At 42.9% G+C, this 13761-nt stretch carries 16 protein-coding genes and 1 pseudogene; 4 read left to right on the top strand and 13 right to left on the bottom strand.

Annotation, left to right across the window (positions count from 1 at the left end; translation table 11 throughout):
- Positions 1–303: 303 nt before the first annotated feature.
- From A3GW_RS0106800 to dprA, 3 genes are all read right to left on the bottom strand, one after another.
- A complete protein-coding gene (locus A3GW_RS0106800; protein ID WP_018368537.1) occupies positions 304–639 on the bottom strand; it encodes a zinc ribbon domain-containing protein YjdM in 336 nt (111 codons plus the stop codon).
- 226 nt (positions 640–865) lie between these two features.
- Positions 866–2962, bottom strand: coding sequence for a type I DNA topoisomerase (gene topA, locus A3GW_RS0106795; protein WP_018368536.1), 2097 nt, complete (start codon positions 2960–2962; stop codon positions 866–868).
- 91 nt (positions 2963–3053) lie between these two features.
- Complete coding sequence (gene dprA, locus A3GW_RS0106790; RefSeq protein WP_018368535.1) at positions 3054–3896, bottom strand: DNA-processing protein DprA; 843 nt, start codon at positions 3894–3896, stop codon at positions 3054–3056.
- Positions 3897–4001: 105 nt separating this feature from the next.
- Here dprA and A3GW_RS0106785 point away from each other — a divergent pair, with 105 nt between their 5' ends.
- Positions 4002–4346, top strand: coding sequence for a Rossmann-fold NAD(P)-binding domain-containing protein (locus A3GW_RS0106785; protein ID WP_018368534.1), 345 nt, complete (start codon positions 4002–4004; stop codon positions 4344–4346).
- 49 nt (positions 4347–4395) lie between these two features.
- Here A3GW_RS0106785 and A3GW_RS0106780 read toward each other — a convergent pair whose 3' ends face one another.
- The 10 genes from A3GW_RS0106780 to A3GW_RS0106740 all read right to left on the bottom strand — a co-directional run bounded on the left by A3GW_RS0106780 (position 4396) and on the right by A3GW_RS0106740 (position 12311).
- Positions 4396–4947: a sugar O-acetyltransferase gene (locus A3GW_RS0106780; RefSeq protein ID WP_018368533.1), complete on the bottom strand. Its 552-nt coding sequence runs from the start codon at positions 4945–4947 to the stop codon at positions 4396–4398.
- Between the two features lie 175 nt (positions 4948–5122).
- Complete coding sequence (locus tag A3GW_RS0106775; protein ID WP_018368532.1) at positions 5123–5899, bottom strand: ribonuclease HII; 777 nt, start codon at positions 5897–5899, stop codon at positions 5123–5125.
- Positions 5877–6734 (bottom strand): ribosome biogenesis GTPase YlqF, encoded by an 858-nt coding sequence (gene ylqF / locus A3GW_RS0106770; RefSeq protein ID WP_018368531.1) that lies wholly within the window; start codon positions 6732–6734, stop codon positions 5877–5879. Before ylqF ends, A3GW_RS0106775 begins: the two co-directional genes overlap by 23 nt.
- An 89-nt stretch (positions 6735–6823) precedes the next feature.
- Positions 6824–8335: a tyrosine-type recombinase/integrase gene (locus tag A3GW_RS0106765; protein ID WP_018368530.1), complete on the bottom strand. Its 1512-nt coding sequence runs from the start codon at positions 8333–8335 to the stop codon at positions 6824–6826.
- An 82-nt stretch (positions 8336–8417) separates the two neighbouring features.
- A complete protein-coding gene (locus A3GW_RS0106760; RefSeq protein WP_018368529.1) occupies positions 8418–8654 on the bottom strand; it encodes a hypothetical protein in 237 nt (78 codons plus the stop codon).
- A gap of 315 nt (positions 8655–8969) precedes the next feature.
- A complete protein-coding gene (locus tag A3GW_RS0106755; protein WP_018368528.1) occupies positions 8970–9374 on the bottom strand; it encodes a sigma-70 RNA polymerase sigma factor region 4 domain-containing protein in 405 nt (134 codons plus the stop codon).
- Positions 9375–9450: 76 nt separating this feature from the next.
- Entirely contained in the window at positions 9451–9711 is a 261-nt protein-coding gene (locus A3GW_RS11940; protein WP_149036279.1) for an AAC(3) family N-acetyltransferase, read from the bottom strand.
- Between the two features lie 14 nt (positions 9712–9725).
- Positions 9726–11594, bottom strand: coding sequence for an SAG1250 family conjugative relaxase (locus tag A3GW_RS0106750; protein WP_018368527.1), 1869 nt, complete (start codon positions 11592–11594; stop codon positions 9726–9728).
- The gene (locus tag A3GW_RS0106745; RefSeq protein ID WP_018368526.1) at positions 11581–11946 is read right to left on the bottom strand and encodes a MobC family plasmid mobilization relaxosome protein; all 366 of its coding nucleotides are present in this window, start codon (positions 11944–11946) and stop codon (positions 11581–11583) included. Before A3GW_RS0106745 ends, A3GW_RS0106750 begins: the two co-directional genes overlap by 14 nt.
- 2 nt (positions 11947–11948) lie before the next feature.
- Positions 11949–12311: an SAG1252 family conjugative relaxosome accessory protein gene (locus tag A3GW_RS0106740; protein ID WP_018368525.1), complete on the bottom strand. Its 363-nt coding sequence runs from the start codon at positions 12309–12311 to the stop codon at positions 11949–11951.
- A gap of 382 nt (positions 12312–12693) precedes the next feature.
- On the opposite strand from A3GW_RS0106740, the gene A3GW_RS0106735 reads away from it, so the two are divergent.
- The 3 genes and pseudogenes from A3GW_RS0106735 to A3GW_RS0106725 all read left to right on the top strand — a co-directional run.
- Entirely contained in the window at positions 12694–13392 is a 699-nt protein-coding gene (locus A3GW_RS0106735; protein ID WP_018368524.1) for an XRE family transcriptional regulator, read from the top strand.
- A 2-nt stretch (positions 13393–13394) separates the two neighbouring features.
- Positions 13395–13529, top strand: a complete 135-nt coding sequence (locus tag A3GW_RS12120; protein WP_018368523.1) for a hypothetical protein — start codon at positions 13395–13397, stop codon at positions 13527–13529.
- A gap of 5 nt (positions 13530–13534) precedes the next feature.
- A pseudogene (locus A3GW_RS0106725) lies at positions 13535–13761 on the top strand (Y-family DNA polymerase); the annotation flags it as partial.

The following is a 13761-nucleotide window of genomic DNA, read 5'->3' as shown; positions in this document are numbered from 1 at the left end:
ACACACGATTGCCTCCATACATCGTCTCATTCGGACAATGTATTACCTCATTATGCATAACAAACTTTACGATTACACTTTAACCCAAAATCAGTAAAATTGTTTATGCCATATTATTGTAACACCTTATTTCAAAAATCACAAAATAAGGTGTTGGTTTTGTATACACTTTTTATGTAAATCTTTAGTGTAAAGTAAGGTCACTTCCCTATTTTGATGACTGTATGAAAATTATTTTTTCTCTAAAACCTTGATAGACTTGACAAATGGTAGAAAAAACTCCCCTCTCGGGAAGTCTTGCAATTAAATCTTTTTCACGAACTCACTTTTGAGCTTCATGGCACCAAAGCCATCAATTTTACAATCAATGTTGTGGTCTCCCTCAACCAGACGGATATTTTTCACACGAGTCCCCTGTTTGAGGTCTTTCGGTGCACCTTTGACCTTCAAGTCCTTGATAACCGTTACCGTATCACCGTCCGCTAGACGAGTGCCGTTACTGTCTAACACAATCAAGCCAACTTCTTCAGCTGCTGAATCGGTCGGTGACCACTCATAAGCACACTCTGGACAGACCAAGAGCGCCCCATCCTCATACACATACTCCGATTGACATTCTGGGCAGTTTGGTAGTGCCATCACTTCTCCTTTACTTCTATTTAGTCATCTTCATTTTACTGAAAATAACAGAGCTTGACAAGGAGAAAAAGGTAACCAGTAAAAAACATGAGGAAAATCACTTGAATCCTAGACGGCAATGTTTGACCATAACATGGTGGCAGCACTAGCTAATCCAATACAAAAAGGACGGAGTTTCAATTGTCCGCTTTGAGTGACCGATTGAAACCCTGTCCTTTTGTTTACTCTACTTAACTTTTTCTTCTTTATAGTCACACTTATCGGCGCTACAAACGACCTGACGTCCGCCACCGCGAACAGCTTTCTCAACGAGGAAATCCCCAGATTTTGGACAGTTACGCCCAACTGGCTTATCCCAAGCAGTGAAATCGCAAGCTGGATAGCGGTCACAGCCGTAGAATATCCGATTTTTCTTGGTCTTGCGCTCGATGATTTGTCCTTGGTGACAGGTTGGGCAGGTCACACCGATTTCTTTTGTGATGGCTTTGGTGTGGCGGCAGTCTGGAAAATTACTGCAAGCGTAGAATTTGCCAAAGCGTCCCAACTTGATGACCATATCGTGACCACAGACCTCACAAGCAAAACCTGCTGGCTCATCTTTGATTTGGATTTTTTCCATTTCTGCTTCAGCTTTCGCTAGTTCACGCTTGAACGGCTGATAAAAACTGTCGATGATTTTTTGCCAGTTTTCTTGTCCAACTTCGACATCATCCAGCTTATGCTCCATCTCGGCGGTGAAGGCTACATTGACAATATCTGGGAAGAACTCGACAATCAGGTTGTTGACAATCTCGCCCAACTCCGTCGGTTCAAACCGCTTGGCAGTTAACTTGACATAGTAGCGCTTCTGAATGGTCTCAAGAGTCGGTGCATAAGTTGATGGACGACCCACCCCATTTTCCTCAAGGGTCTTAATCAAAGTCGCTTCTGAATAGCGAGCTGGCGGTTGAGTGAAGTGCTGCTCAGGGGTCAAGTTCTCCTTTTTAACCACATCACCCTCAGTCATCTCAGGCAACATTTTATTCTTGTCCGAGTCGTTATAAACGGCCAGGTAACCGTCAAACTTGATCTGGCTACCATTAGCAGTAAAGAGTACACCATTTTGGGTCAGGTTAACCTTGACAGTATCAAAAACAGCAGCAGTCATCTGGCTAGCTACAAAACGGTTCCAGATAAGGGTGTAGAGCTTGAGCTGATCCTTGTCCAGGTATTTGGCAATACTCTCTGGCGTATGGTTGACGTTAGACGGACGAATAGCTTCGTGGGCATCCTGAGCACCGCTAGCATTTTTGACCTTGTTGCCGTGCTTAGAGTATTGACTACCAAATCGCTGACTGATGAAGTTAGCGGCATCTGCCTGAGCTACTGGGCTGATACGGGTCGAGTCTGTACGCATATAGGTAATCAAACCTTGGTGCCCAGCAGGTCCTAGGCTTAGCCCTTCATAGAGTTGTTGGGCAACCATCATGGTTTTGCGGGTACGGAAATTGATTTTATTGGCTGCATCCTGTTGAAGAGATGAGGTAGTGTAGGGCAGTGGCGCATTGCGACGGCGTTCTTTCTTTTCCACCTGCTCTACCAAGAAATCCGCCGAACTCAACCGTGCAAGAACAGCTTTTACATCATCGTTGTTAGCCAACTTGAGCTTCTTGCCATCAATCCCATAGAAACTAGCTTGAAACTTCTTGGTGCCTTTTTTGAAGAGCCCATCAATGGTCCAGTATTCTTCTGGTTTAAAGGCCTTTATCTCGTTTTCACGGTCAATAATCAGCTTGAGGGCGACCGATTGCACCCGACCTGCTGACAAGCCTTTTTTGACCTTTTTCCAGAGGATAGGTGAAATGGAATAACCCACGATACGGTCAAGGACACGACGAGCCTGCTGGGCGTCCACCAAATCCATATCGATTGGACGTGGTTCGACAAAGGCATTTTTGACTGCATCCTTGGTGATTTCATTGAATACAACACGATTCTTGTCGGTGATGTCTAAGCCCAAAATATGCGCCAGATGCCAGGAAATGGCCTCTCCCTCCCTATCCGGGTCACTGGCGAGATAGACTTGCTTAGCATTCTTGGCCTCTTTTTTCAGGCTATTAATCAGCGGTCCCTTTCCTCGGATATTGATATATTCTGGCTGGTAGTTGTTATCAAAGTCAATGGACATGCTTGATTTTTTCAAATCACGAATATGCCCGACCGAGGCGACCACCTTGTAATTGCGACCAAGGTACTTCTCGATAGTTTTGGCCTTGGCAGGTGACTCCACGATAACCAGATTTTTTTTAGGACTTGTTTTTTTACTTGCCGTTTTGGTTGCCATAGCTCTCTTTCTTTCATTTCAAATCTATAGCATGATAAACCATTTTTTCCAAGCTGTCAATAAAAAAATGTTTCTATAGGAAAACGACTTGTTAAAATTGATACTCTGATAGGATGTCAAGTCCTGTCGTGGTGCACTTTGCGCCTTCTTTGATCAAATGAAGACAGCCGTCTGACTGACCATCTAAGATGTTGCCTGGAATGGCAAAGACATCTCGTCCTTCTTCTAAGGCACGCTCACAGGTAATCAGACTACCTGAGCGCATTTTTGCCTCGGCAACGAGGACGCCTTGTGATAGCCCTGCAATAATGCGATTACGCTCTGGGAAATGAAACTTGAGCGGCTGCTCTCCAGGCAGATATTCTGATAAGAGCAAATGGTTCTTAGCGATGTAGTCTTGGAGCTGACGGTTTTCTTTAGGATAGTAGACATCAAGTCCACAACCGATGACGGCTATGGTTGCTCCGCCATTTTTCAAAGCCGCCACATGAGCCGCCGTATCAATTCCTCGAGCTAGGCCGCTGACGATGACAAAATGGTTGCCTAGCTCTGCCATGATTTTTTTGATGGAGTTGGTGCCGACCTCACTGGTCTTGCGAGAGCCGACCACCGCCAGTTTAGGTTTAGTCAAGAGGTCAAGATTTCCCTGATAAAAGAGGAGGACAGGTGGGTTATAGATTGTTTTGAGCTCCAGAGGATAAGCCGTATCAAAAATAGAAAGGCTCTTGAAGCGGTTGAACTCCTCCCGCAAGGTCTTGCTGTCTAGCCGCTTGTAATTTTCCATAAAAATAGTCGGTTGCTTGTGCTGAGAGACCACAGCCATATCCCGTAAGGACAGGGACTTGCCGTATTTGGCTTGGTAGTCCAAAATATTGAGGACTTGACGATTGCTCAGGCCAGCTTTTTTCAGCTTAAAAAGGTCAAAATTATTCATCAGTTATCCTTTCAAGTGTTCTACTGAATTATTCGTGGAACAGCTTGAAAAATCTTGACAAAAATAGGAAAAATCTTGTATAGTTAAGTCAGAAAAGGAGATATCATGACAACTTCACCTCAACCATCACCGACAGGGCTCTACGCCACCGAGAAATGGGTCTACAGCGGCCTGGTACAATTTGCTGCTCAGGACAAGCCTGAGCTGGCAGACCTGCTGAGAGAACAAGGAGCTATTTATAAGACCTACTATTATTCAGCGACAGACCCCTACGCCTTCAACTCCACAGAGGAAATCGACCATTATCTGGCAGAAACTGCCGCAGAGTTCCTCGCTGCTATGGAAAAAGGAGAAACTGAACGCTATATCCAGCAACGCACTGAGCAGCAACGCCAAGCTGAAGAGGCTGGACGTCAAATCGCCGAGCAATTTAGCCACTTATCAACATAACTAAAAAAACGACTGATGAGATTACCCACTCTTTCAGCCGTTTTTTTGCTTAGGTCAACCGCTTAATCACTCGTGCGGGATTACCAGCTAAGACGATATTGTCTTCATCAAAGGATTTGGTAACCACGGATCCTGCACCGATGACCACACGATTGCCCAAGGTGACACCTGCTAAAATTGTTGCGCCGCCACCAATCCAGACCTTATCACCAATGGTAATGGGCTTGCCATATTCGACACCAGTCACCCGCTCATCAGCATCCAGCGGATGCAAGGGCGTTAGGAACTGAACATTGGGACCAATCATGGCATCATCTCCGATGGTAATGGGGCAAACATCCAAAAACGTGCAGTTAAAATTGGCAAAAAAATTCTCGCCCAGAAAAATATTTTTCCCGTAATCGCAAGAAAATCCTGTTTCAATCAGACAGTTCTCGCCTGTTTTTCCTAGCCAAGTCTTGAGCAAGTCCGTTCGTTTGGTCACATCCAGTTCCTGATTAAAGACTTGCATGTGTTGCCGTGCTTCTTGTCTCAGCGCCAGCAAGTCTGGGTGGCTGGCATCGTAGTAGTGACCAGCCGACATCTGTTCAAAAATCGTCATTTTCAATTATCCTTATCAGTCTCTTGAAATTATAGCTCAGTATGCAGTGACAAGCAAGTCGGACAGTGTTCAAACATACCCGTTCTGAAAACTTTAGTCAAGATAAAATGAGCTCCCAGCAAAACCAGTTATCACTCCATGAGTAGAACTCACATAATGACCAGTCAGGCTAATCTTATCGATCCTTGTCGCCTAACATGCTCTTAATCGGTTCAAATGACTTACGGTGGATAGGGGTTATTCCTAGCGCCTTCAAGCCCTGCAAGTGCTTGGCCGTTCCGTAGCCAGCATTTTGGGCAAAATCATAGCCTGGGTAGAACTTATCGTAATCCGCCATCAAGCGGTCACGGGTCACCTTGGCCACGATCGAGGCGGCAGCGATGGACATGCTCTTCGCATCTCCCTTGATGAGGCTGGTCTGAGGAAGCCCCGTCTCCAGCGTCATGGCATCAATCAGCAGGTGGTCAGGCTGCTGTGATAGCTGGCTGATGGCATCCAGCATGGCGATTTTGGTCGCTTCATAGATGTTAACACGATCGATGACCTCTGGTGACTGGACACTGATGCCTATTGCTACCGCTTCTCCCATGACAGCGTCATACACCGCTTCATGCTTTTTCTTGGGGATTTTCTTGCTATCATTGAGGCCTGTGATTTTACAGCCAACAGGTAAGATAACCGCTGCTGCCACGACTGGCCCCGCCAGCGGACCTCTCCCGACTTCGTCAACCCCTGCAATTAGCTGAAAACCTTTCTCGTAGAGTTTTTTTTCGTACCATAGCAGAGCTTCAAGGCGGTCGTCTTCTGCCGCTAGCTGCTCTAGCTCTTTTTGGCGTTTTTTGACCGCCGCCTGCACCCCTGCTCGGCTATCTGCCAAAAACTCCTCAAAGAGAGGGTCAGATAAACTGGTAACAGCTGCCAGCTGGGCTTTAATCGCTTGAATCGTTGTCAATCTCGTCCACCTTATCTAGGGTATAGTTACCCAGCTTGCCATCCCGCACCTCCTTGACAAAGAGGGTGTAAAAACGGTCGTAGTCGTCCTTAAAGCCCAGCTTTCGGGTCAACGCCATAATCAGCTCAGGTGTCTCCTGCTCCCAATCCATCCCCTTAAACCGTTCCTTGAGGCGTTCAGGATAGTGAGCCTTGAAATAATCCAAGCCAAAAATAGTGACCTCATCCATGGGCAGAAGGTTGTCCTTAATAGCACCTGTCAGAGCCAGTTTTAATCCGACCAGCTGGTCTTCAAACTTGGGCCAGAGAATCCCCGGTGTGTCCAGAATTTCCAAATCCTTGTTGGTCTTGAGCCACTGCTGCCCTTTGGTGACCCCTGGTTTATTGCCGACAACAGCGATTTTCTTGCCCGCCAGACGGTTCATCAAAGTAGACTTACCAGCATTTGGAATGCCGATAATCATGGTCCGCAGGGTCTCTTTTTGAATACCACGCTCCCTCAGGCGAACCAGCTTATCAGCCATGAGGGCTTTCGCAGCCTCGGTGACCTGCTTGACCGTCACCTGCTCTTTAGAGTTGAGAGCAAGGGTCTTGATGCCCTGGGCTTCATAGTAAGCCCGCCATTGCTTGGTCAGCTCCTTGTCTGCCAAGTCTGCCTTGTTCAAAATCAGGAGCTTGGGCTTGTCACCGACAATCTTGGTCAGCATGGGATTTTGACTGGATAAGGGCAATCTAGCATCGACCAAGATGGTCACAAAATCCACAAATTTGATATTTTCCTGCACCTGTCTCCTGGCCTTTGACATGTGACCTGGAAACCATTGAATAGTAGCCATTGTTAATAAATCCTTTCGTATCAAGGGTTTTCAACCCCTTGTTTTGTAAAAATCATGTGAGTCACCAAAAAGTCACCAAATGTTAGACACTATTCCCAAACCAGCCGGTATGATTGCAACTGATTCTGATTATTTTTTATACAAATAATATCAAAGGAATGATAAATGTTAGATAGGTCTTTGCGGACTTTCGGCAAAATATTCGAAGCGATATGCCTTACAGTATAGCTTGGAGCAAGGCCAATAGCTTTTCTAAACTCATCTACTGCAAGTTCAATTTTTCCCTCCGAGATATGCTCCTCAATCACTTCTTGCAATAAAGGAGAATATTTACAAGACCACTTTATTGATGGCCTAAACTCAAACCCGTTGTCTTGAGCAAACTTGTTCAGAGTAGCAAGAGCTTGTTCCTGATCAGATGGGAGTTTGTGAGTATATCCCATTGTCGTCTCAAAGTGAGCATGCCCTACACGTTCCATAACTTCTCTAATGGCAATGCCTGAATCACCAGATTGCAAATAAGTGATATGCATATGTCGGAATGAATGCGGAGTCACATGCTTTTTCCATTTGAAGCCATACCTTTCCTCGCATGTTGCCAATAATTCCTTTTCAACCCTCGCTAAAACTTCTCTGAACGAGTGTGATGTAATCGGCGAACCATATTCTGTTCTAAAAATACTCGGAGAGGTTCTGAAACTTGGGCAAGGATTAGCTTCAGCATAGCTATCAAACTCTTTACCACGTTCTATAGTTCTTAAAATTGCTTCACAAGCTACTTGGGGTAAAACAACCTGTCGCTCAGAGTTAATGGTCTTGGTGCTATCAAAATAATAATCTTCAACTCGTAAATTGTTATACTGGAGCGATTTATCAATTGTCAATACACCAGTTTCCATATTAAAATCTTCCACTGTGAACGCAGCTTCTCCAATCCGTATTCCAGAAAATAAAAGCACAATAGCTAAATCGTAGTAGCTTGGGTTACGACGTCTTCTCAACGTATCAAAGAAAGCATGTAACTCATGGATTTCTAAAAATTTTGCTTCGCGTCTCCTACTTGCCTCTCGTTTTTTTTCAAGAGGTATATCCAACTTAATAGCTGTCATCGGTGAATAAGCAATGATGTTATATAAAACACCATGATTAAATATCTTATTGCACGTACTCTTTATATGCGTCATTGTTGACGGAGAAGCATCATACTTAGACATATAAGTTGAAAGACTATTTTTCATCAACAGTGGTGTGATTTTACACAGTAAGTAGCCATCTCCTATAATCTGCCCTAATCTCTTGATAACTAACTCTTCCCGTTTTACTGTCTGAGGCTTAACAGAGACTGACCAGGATTCTAGCCAATTCTGCTTCAGTTGACCAAATGTTTGAATCGTTTCAGGCAAGTATCTATTTTCAGTTACTGAGATAGCTTCAGCGATTTTATCTTGAAGTTCACGCTCGGCTTGCTTTCTGGCACGACTAGTATTTTTTGTGTAGGAAACAGTGACATTCTTCCACTTTCCAGTCAAAGGGTCTCTGTATTTATCACCTATTTCATAGCGAATTGTTCCCTTCTTTGTTTGTCTTGTTCTATAGTACATACTTCCATCCTCTCAATAAAAAAGAAAACCGAAATAGTTCTAGTAGAATAAATTGCCATCTACCATTATAGCACGATTTCCCTTATTTTACCGCTATTCGCTGCTTCCAGCGTAAAAACTCCTCAAAACCATCGAGATTGATAAAAACCAATTTGTGAGTAGGGTTGATAACGTATTGCTTAAATTGTCGATGTTTTCGCATCTCAGTAATCCAGCGATTCAAGGTATACTGATTCAATCCTTCCCAGCGTTTCAGAAGAGATTTTTTATCCCCCCACTCAGCTATTGCATTTTCAACAGGCACATATTTTACTTTCACATTTGCCTCCTTATACTCTATAATTTATGACATCAGTGGGCAGAACTAGTTAAGTCCTACATGGGGATTGCACCCGCTGTCCTTTCTCGCTGGCAGCCTAAACGGTTAGAAGTATCATTATCCTCACTTGTATCATGGCAGATAGGTGACCAACCTATTTTTTGTCTAATAGTAATCGCTCATATCATCGCGTATCAAACTTCTTGCTTCACAAATGATTAACGTCCCACCTTGGTCTATTCAGTTGTCAAAGGGCAAAAAGAGACTAAAAATTCCTCTCACTATAAAGAGTGAATTTTTTAGTCTCTTGTTTCGTTATTTTTCAAAAAATTTTCGTAAGTTTTCCAGGATAGTATTTCTCATCCGAAAGACACTGGTTGCAGACATCTCTTGCTCTATTGCTACTTCTCTTATAGTATGTTCTCTGAAATATAAAGCGTCAATAATTTCAAATTCTTTATCAGATAAGGTTAATAAAGCTTCATTTAGTTGCTCAATAAGGAGCTTGGTTTCTACCAAACGTTCAACATCCACAGTAGTATCTGGAAGTATATTTGCTAGTGGCAACCCATCTACTTCAAGTGATGAAAAAGGCAATACACCGAATTTTCTATCTTTTCTATTTAGGTACTTTTCGTGATTAACCAATTGCCAATAACTTTTATAAACTACTTCTGTTACAGGAATTTTACTACCTCTAACATGAATATAATATTTCATTTCATCCTCCTTTTATGATTTTTTCTTAGTCATAAAAGGAGGGCTCCTTATCTCAACCATAGCTACTACTCACTTATTATTCAACTCTAATTGAACTCCTCACTATTAGAGTGAACATTTTGGCGTTGTGTTTCAGTATCCTATTAGTTGAAATTGGTGGAATAACAAAAGAAACACATAAAATTTGTTTCAAAAACATTGTTCCCTTGTTACCAACTATTAAAATTAAAGATTCATAGAGCGCTTCTACTCCACCTATCACATATCCAAGAGAGGAGATAGAAGAATGCACATCACCCTCATTGATTTCTAAATTTAAAAATGCTTCCTTGAGCATACGTTATATTTAAATTACTCTAATAGGATGTTGAAACTTCTCTCTTCACTATCAATTGCAAAATTTATAGTGTTAACTAATTTCTCCAATCTCCTCACTTGATGTTCATACTCGTCTATATATTCATTCATCTGCTTTTGATAAGCTTCAATATCCTTCTCCACCTGCTCCAGTTTAATGGTTGGTGTCAGGTTCATTTTGGTATAGTCATATCTGGCCAGGTGTCTGTTTTCTGGGTCTGAGTTATTAAGATTGAGCAGAACCTCCGCTACCTTGTTGAGATGAGCGACCTTATCCTGCAAATCCGTGATGGTCAAATCCAGCTGGGCGATATCTCTGATTAACTCATCTTTGATTTCCTGATAAGATTGGTTGTTGAGGTCTAACTCAATGAGAAGATTAACTTCTGCGATTTTCTCTTTAAGACTGGCAATCGTTGGTCGCCTGCGTTTAGGGATATGCTTGCTGTTGTGAGTGAGTTGACGAATTAGCTCACGGCCTCTCATGTAACGATTGAGGTTTGAACTTTCTTTGTTGTAAATGAAAAACTGGGCGGTCTCTCGTATAAAGACATGGTAGAACGTACCTTGCTCGCTCTCGTGAATATCTAGGTTACGGTTTGGGATAAATACCAAACCGTTTTTTTTGACACCGTAATTCATCTTGATGAAAAGACCGTGCTTGACCACATTATCAATCTGATGGTCAGCTAGAACAACTTCAAACTCCTGAATCTGGTCACGTTTCTCTTTGAACTCCTTGTAGGATGTTAGGAGTTCCTCACTTGGAAGTTTATCCTTATTCTGATCTTCTTGATAAATCTCAAAGTCTGATACCAGGTTAGTCAAGTCAGGTTCTGTTAGGGATTCTCTTTGGTCAAAATAATCCTCAAAGAATTGGACATCGTAGAGGTGTTTGGTGCTGACCTTTTTATTCTCAATGGAAATGGTTCGACCGTCCTCAATCAAGGTAAAGGTCACATGCTTTTTCTTTGGGGAGATTTTCAGATTTAACTGCTCTGCTATTTCCAAAAGATGAGAGAGGTCACGTGCTCTGGGCAAGATAAAATCCAGTCGCTGCTCAATGGCTCGTTTAGCAAAATGCTCTCGGAAATAGTCCTCGGTGTAGGGCTGTCGCTTATCCAACTGATTGCCACGAATGACCTGCCTCATGTCTCGGTCGGTCATGAAAAATCTGGCGTGCTTGCGAGAGAAATCTATCTCCACGTTTAGAACAGGAGCCTTGGCCACAAAGTCCTCAAAGCTATTGCTGTTCTCCAGGAGAAAATAGAGCCGCTGCTTGAGTTCAAACTTGTGATTGGTCTTGCGGTAGGTTTCAAACTGCTCATGCGAATAGCGATTGGGCGGAATAATCTTTGCTCCTGCTTCCTTGGCCAAACGGTCAGAAATCATGCGAAGATTCCTCTCCTGGGCATAGTCCCACTTGAGCTTCTTGTCCGAATTGAGGTCAACAGAGTTTATCAGGATATGATTATGCACATGGTCTCTGTCTGTGTGGGTTGCAACGATGAAACGAAAGTTGCCTCCTGTTAATTCCTTGATGGTCTCGTAACCAATGCGATTGATTTCTTCAGCTGTCAGATTATCTTCAGGAGAGAAAGACTGAATCAAGTGATGGGCGTGGATTTTGGTCTGCTTGATTTGCTGGCGGTCGTTCCTGGAATCATAGAGCCTGTCGTTGTTCGTCAAGTTTGCCTGATACATCTCCACCAGTTCCTCGTAAGTGGGAAAGTCCAGATAGTTGCTCATGCCAAAGTCAGAGACCAATTTCAGCTGCTCCGTCTTTTCTGGATTCAGAATATACTTGATGAGGCTCTTGCGATACTTGGTGCTATGCACCGCAAAATGCTTAGTGACGACCATAAAACTCCTTCAGTTGCTGGCACTTGATGTTAAAGTCCTTCTCCACTTCCTTGATGAGTTGACTAATGCCCTGCATCAAGAGCTCACGGTCACTTGATGTTAGGATGTGGGTCTGGTTGACTGTTCGTGCGATTTGATTGAGGTTGTTTCCGATACGCTTCAGTTCAAAGACTAGGTCCTCATAGTTACTGGTCTCAATGGTCAGAAAGGTCATGTTGGGATTAAGCAGAACCTTTCTGGCATAAGCAGAGAAATTTTTACAGCGACTCTGTCCAATACGGTCATGCAAGGTCGCAAGCTCCTGGTCCGTCAGAAAAACTTTTTTTAGATTAGTTCGGTAACGATTTTCCATGCCTAACCTCCCATGTACTTGTCACGAAAGTCTGGACTGAGTGGGATAGTCTTCTCAACTTCTGCCATCAGCTCCTGCACACAGGTCAAGATAATTCGCAAGTGCTCTGCCGTGACCTGATGGGTCTGTTCAGCCAAGATAGTTACCTGTAAAATGTCTCGACTGATTTGTTCGATCTTCTGGGATTCCCAGAGAGTAAACCAGCGAATCAAAACGTCATTGTGAGGCTCTTTTTTCAATAAATTTTGGCGAAGGAATTCGGAAAAACTATCCAATTGTTGTTCTCTCATCATTTCTTTTATCTGACTATCCTCCTGTCTTGTTATCCTGAATTGTTTTCTGATTAACTTAATATCTTGTCTCATGGTTTTATCCTTTCAAAAAATTACTTGCCTGACAATGTAAGGCTGCCTCACACTGTCAGTACACTTCCTAAAAGCCTCAAAAGGTTCTTTTTCGGCTTTTGCGAGCTCAGTTATTGTGTCCACAATAACCCAAAATCTAATCGCCAGCTGAACCCAAACCTTACAGGTTTGTCAGCCGACGATAAGAAACTATGGTGGCTTCGCCCCCAAACCCCCAAGAAAAAATCAAGGGTTGATTTTCTCAAGATAGATACAGTTTAACAAGCTAGTGTTGAGGAAATTATCACAGAAAATAGACATGCTCAAAATTTCTAGTTGCTAAAGAATTTATTTTTTGATAAAATCTTGTTGAGTTATAACTTAACAAAGAGAGGTGAATCTCATGTTTTCAAAAGACCGCCTAAAACAAAGAAGAGCTGAATGCAAGCTATCTCAAACTGAAATTGCTAGTCGATTAGAGGTTAATCGTACTGCTTACCACAATTGGGAAAATGGAAAAAATATTCCTAATCAAAAGAATCTACTAGCCTTGGCCAAAATTCTTGAAGTCGATCCCACCTACTTTGAATCTGAGCATAACATTGTCTCAAATTTTCTCCAGCTCAATCATACTAATCAACTAAAGGCTGAGACTTTGGTTGAAAGATTACTTATTAAGCAACGTGCAGAGGAAAATAAAGTCGTCAATCTCATCGCCTATAATGTCATTAAGAACGTAGCACTTGCTGCTGGTCCTGGTTATGGCTTCGATGATGAATATGAGACAGAGGTTGTCTATTCCGACGAGGAATACTCTGGATTTGATATTGCTGCTTGGATCGATGGAACATCCATGGAACCTAAATACTTAGACGGTGAAGTTGCACTTATCCGTGCTACTGGATTTGACTACGACGGTGCGGTTTACGCTTTGGTATGGGAAGGAAGAACCTATATCAAAAAACTCTATCGTGAACCTGGAGGCTTCCGTATGGTATCTATCAATAAAAAAGGAAACCCTGATCGCTTTATTTCTAGTGAGGACGAATTACGAATTGTTGGTAAAGTCGTCGGCCACTTCATGCCAATTGTTGGAGGTTAAATATGTCCAACAAGATTAAAGAAATGATTTACATTAAGGGGGACCGAATTTACTTCACCCCATTTCTAAAAGAGTATGACGTGACAGACCATATCACAACCCTGCTCCAAGAGTTACGAAAACTCAAAGAGAGGTGATGGCTATGGGCTTTATTGATTACTCAAAAGAGCCTACGTCCGATATTGCATTTTTCGATATGAAATCATTCTACGCTAGTGTGGAATGCGTCAGCCGTGGTCTCAATCCATTGACCACTTCTCTCTGCGTCATGAGTAGAGCCGACAACTCTGAAGGATTGATACTGGCCTCATCACCCATGTTCAAAAAAGTTTTTGGCAAGGCTAATGTTGGCAGGTCCTACGACCTCCC

This window comes from Streptococcus entericus DSM 14446 (assembly GCF_000380025.1).
GTDB lineage: Bacteria > Bacillota > Bacilli > Lactobacillales > Streptococcaceae > Streptococcus > Streptococcus entericus.
This window is presented reverse-complemented; position numbering and strand designations above follow the sequence as displayed.

Excerpts from the sequence above, each read along its gene's own strand:
- A3GW_RS0106800 (WP_018368537.1), bottom strand. The coding sequence starts at position 639 with ATGGCACTACCAAACTGCCCAGAATGTCAATCGGAGTATGTGTATGAG.
- topA (WP_018368536.1), bottom strand. The coding sequence starts at position 2,962 with ATGGCAACCAAAACGGCAAGTAAAAAAACAAGTCCTAAAAAAAATCTG.
- dprA (WP_018368535.1), bottom strand. The coding sequence starts at position 3,896 with ATGAATAATTTTGACCTTTTTAAGCTGAAAAAAGCTGGCCTGAGCAAT.
- A3GW_RS0106785 (WP_018368534.1), top strand. The coding sequence starts at position 4,002 with ATGACAACTTCACCTCAACCATCACCGACAGGGCTCTACGCCACCGAG.
- A3GW_RS0106780 (WP_018368533.1), bottom strand. The coding sequence starts at position 4,947 with ATGACGATTTTTGAACAGATGTCGGCTGGTCACTACTACGATGCCAGC.
- ylqF (WP_018368531.1), bottom strand. The coding sequence starts at position 6,734 with ATGGCTACTATTCAATGGTTTCCAGGTCACATGTCAAAGGCCAGGAGA.
- A3GW_RS0106765 (WP_018368530.1), bottom strand. The coding sequence starts at position 8,335 with ATGTACTATAGAACAAGACAAACAAAGAAGGGAACAATTCGCTATGAA.
- A3GW_RS0106755 (WP_018368528.1), bottom strand. The coding sequence starts at position 9,374 with ATGAAATATTATATTCATGTTAGAGGTAGTAAAATTCCTGTAACAGAA.
- A3GW_RS11940 (WP_149036279.1), bottom strand. The coding sequence starts at position 9,711 with ATGCTCAAGGAAGCATTTTTAAATTTAGAAATCAATGAGGGTGATGTG.
- A3GW_RS0106750 (WP_018368527.1), bottom strand. The coding sequence starts at position 11,594 with ATGGTCGTCACTAAGCATTTTGCGGTGCATAGCACCAAGTATCGCAAG.
- A3GW_RS0106745 (WP_018368526.1), bottom strand. The coding sequence starts at position 11,946 with ATGGAAAATCGTTACCGAACTAATCTAAAAAAAGTTTTTCTGACGGAC.
- A3GW_RS0106740 (WP_018368525.1), bottom strand. The coding sequence starts at position 12,311 with ATGAGACAAGATATTAAGTTAATCAGAAAACAATTCAGGATAACAAGA.
- A3GW_RS0106735 (WP_018368524.1), top strand. The coding sequence starts at position 12,694 with ATGTTTTCAAAAGACCGCCTAAAACAAAGAAGAGCTGAATGCAAGCTA.
- A3GW_RS12120 (WP_018368523.1), top strand. The coding sequence starts at position 13,395 with ATGTCCAACAAGATTAAAGAAATGATTTACATTAAGGGGGACCGAATT.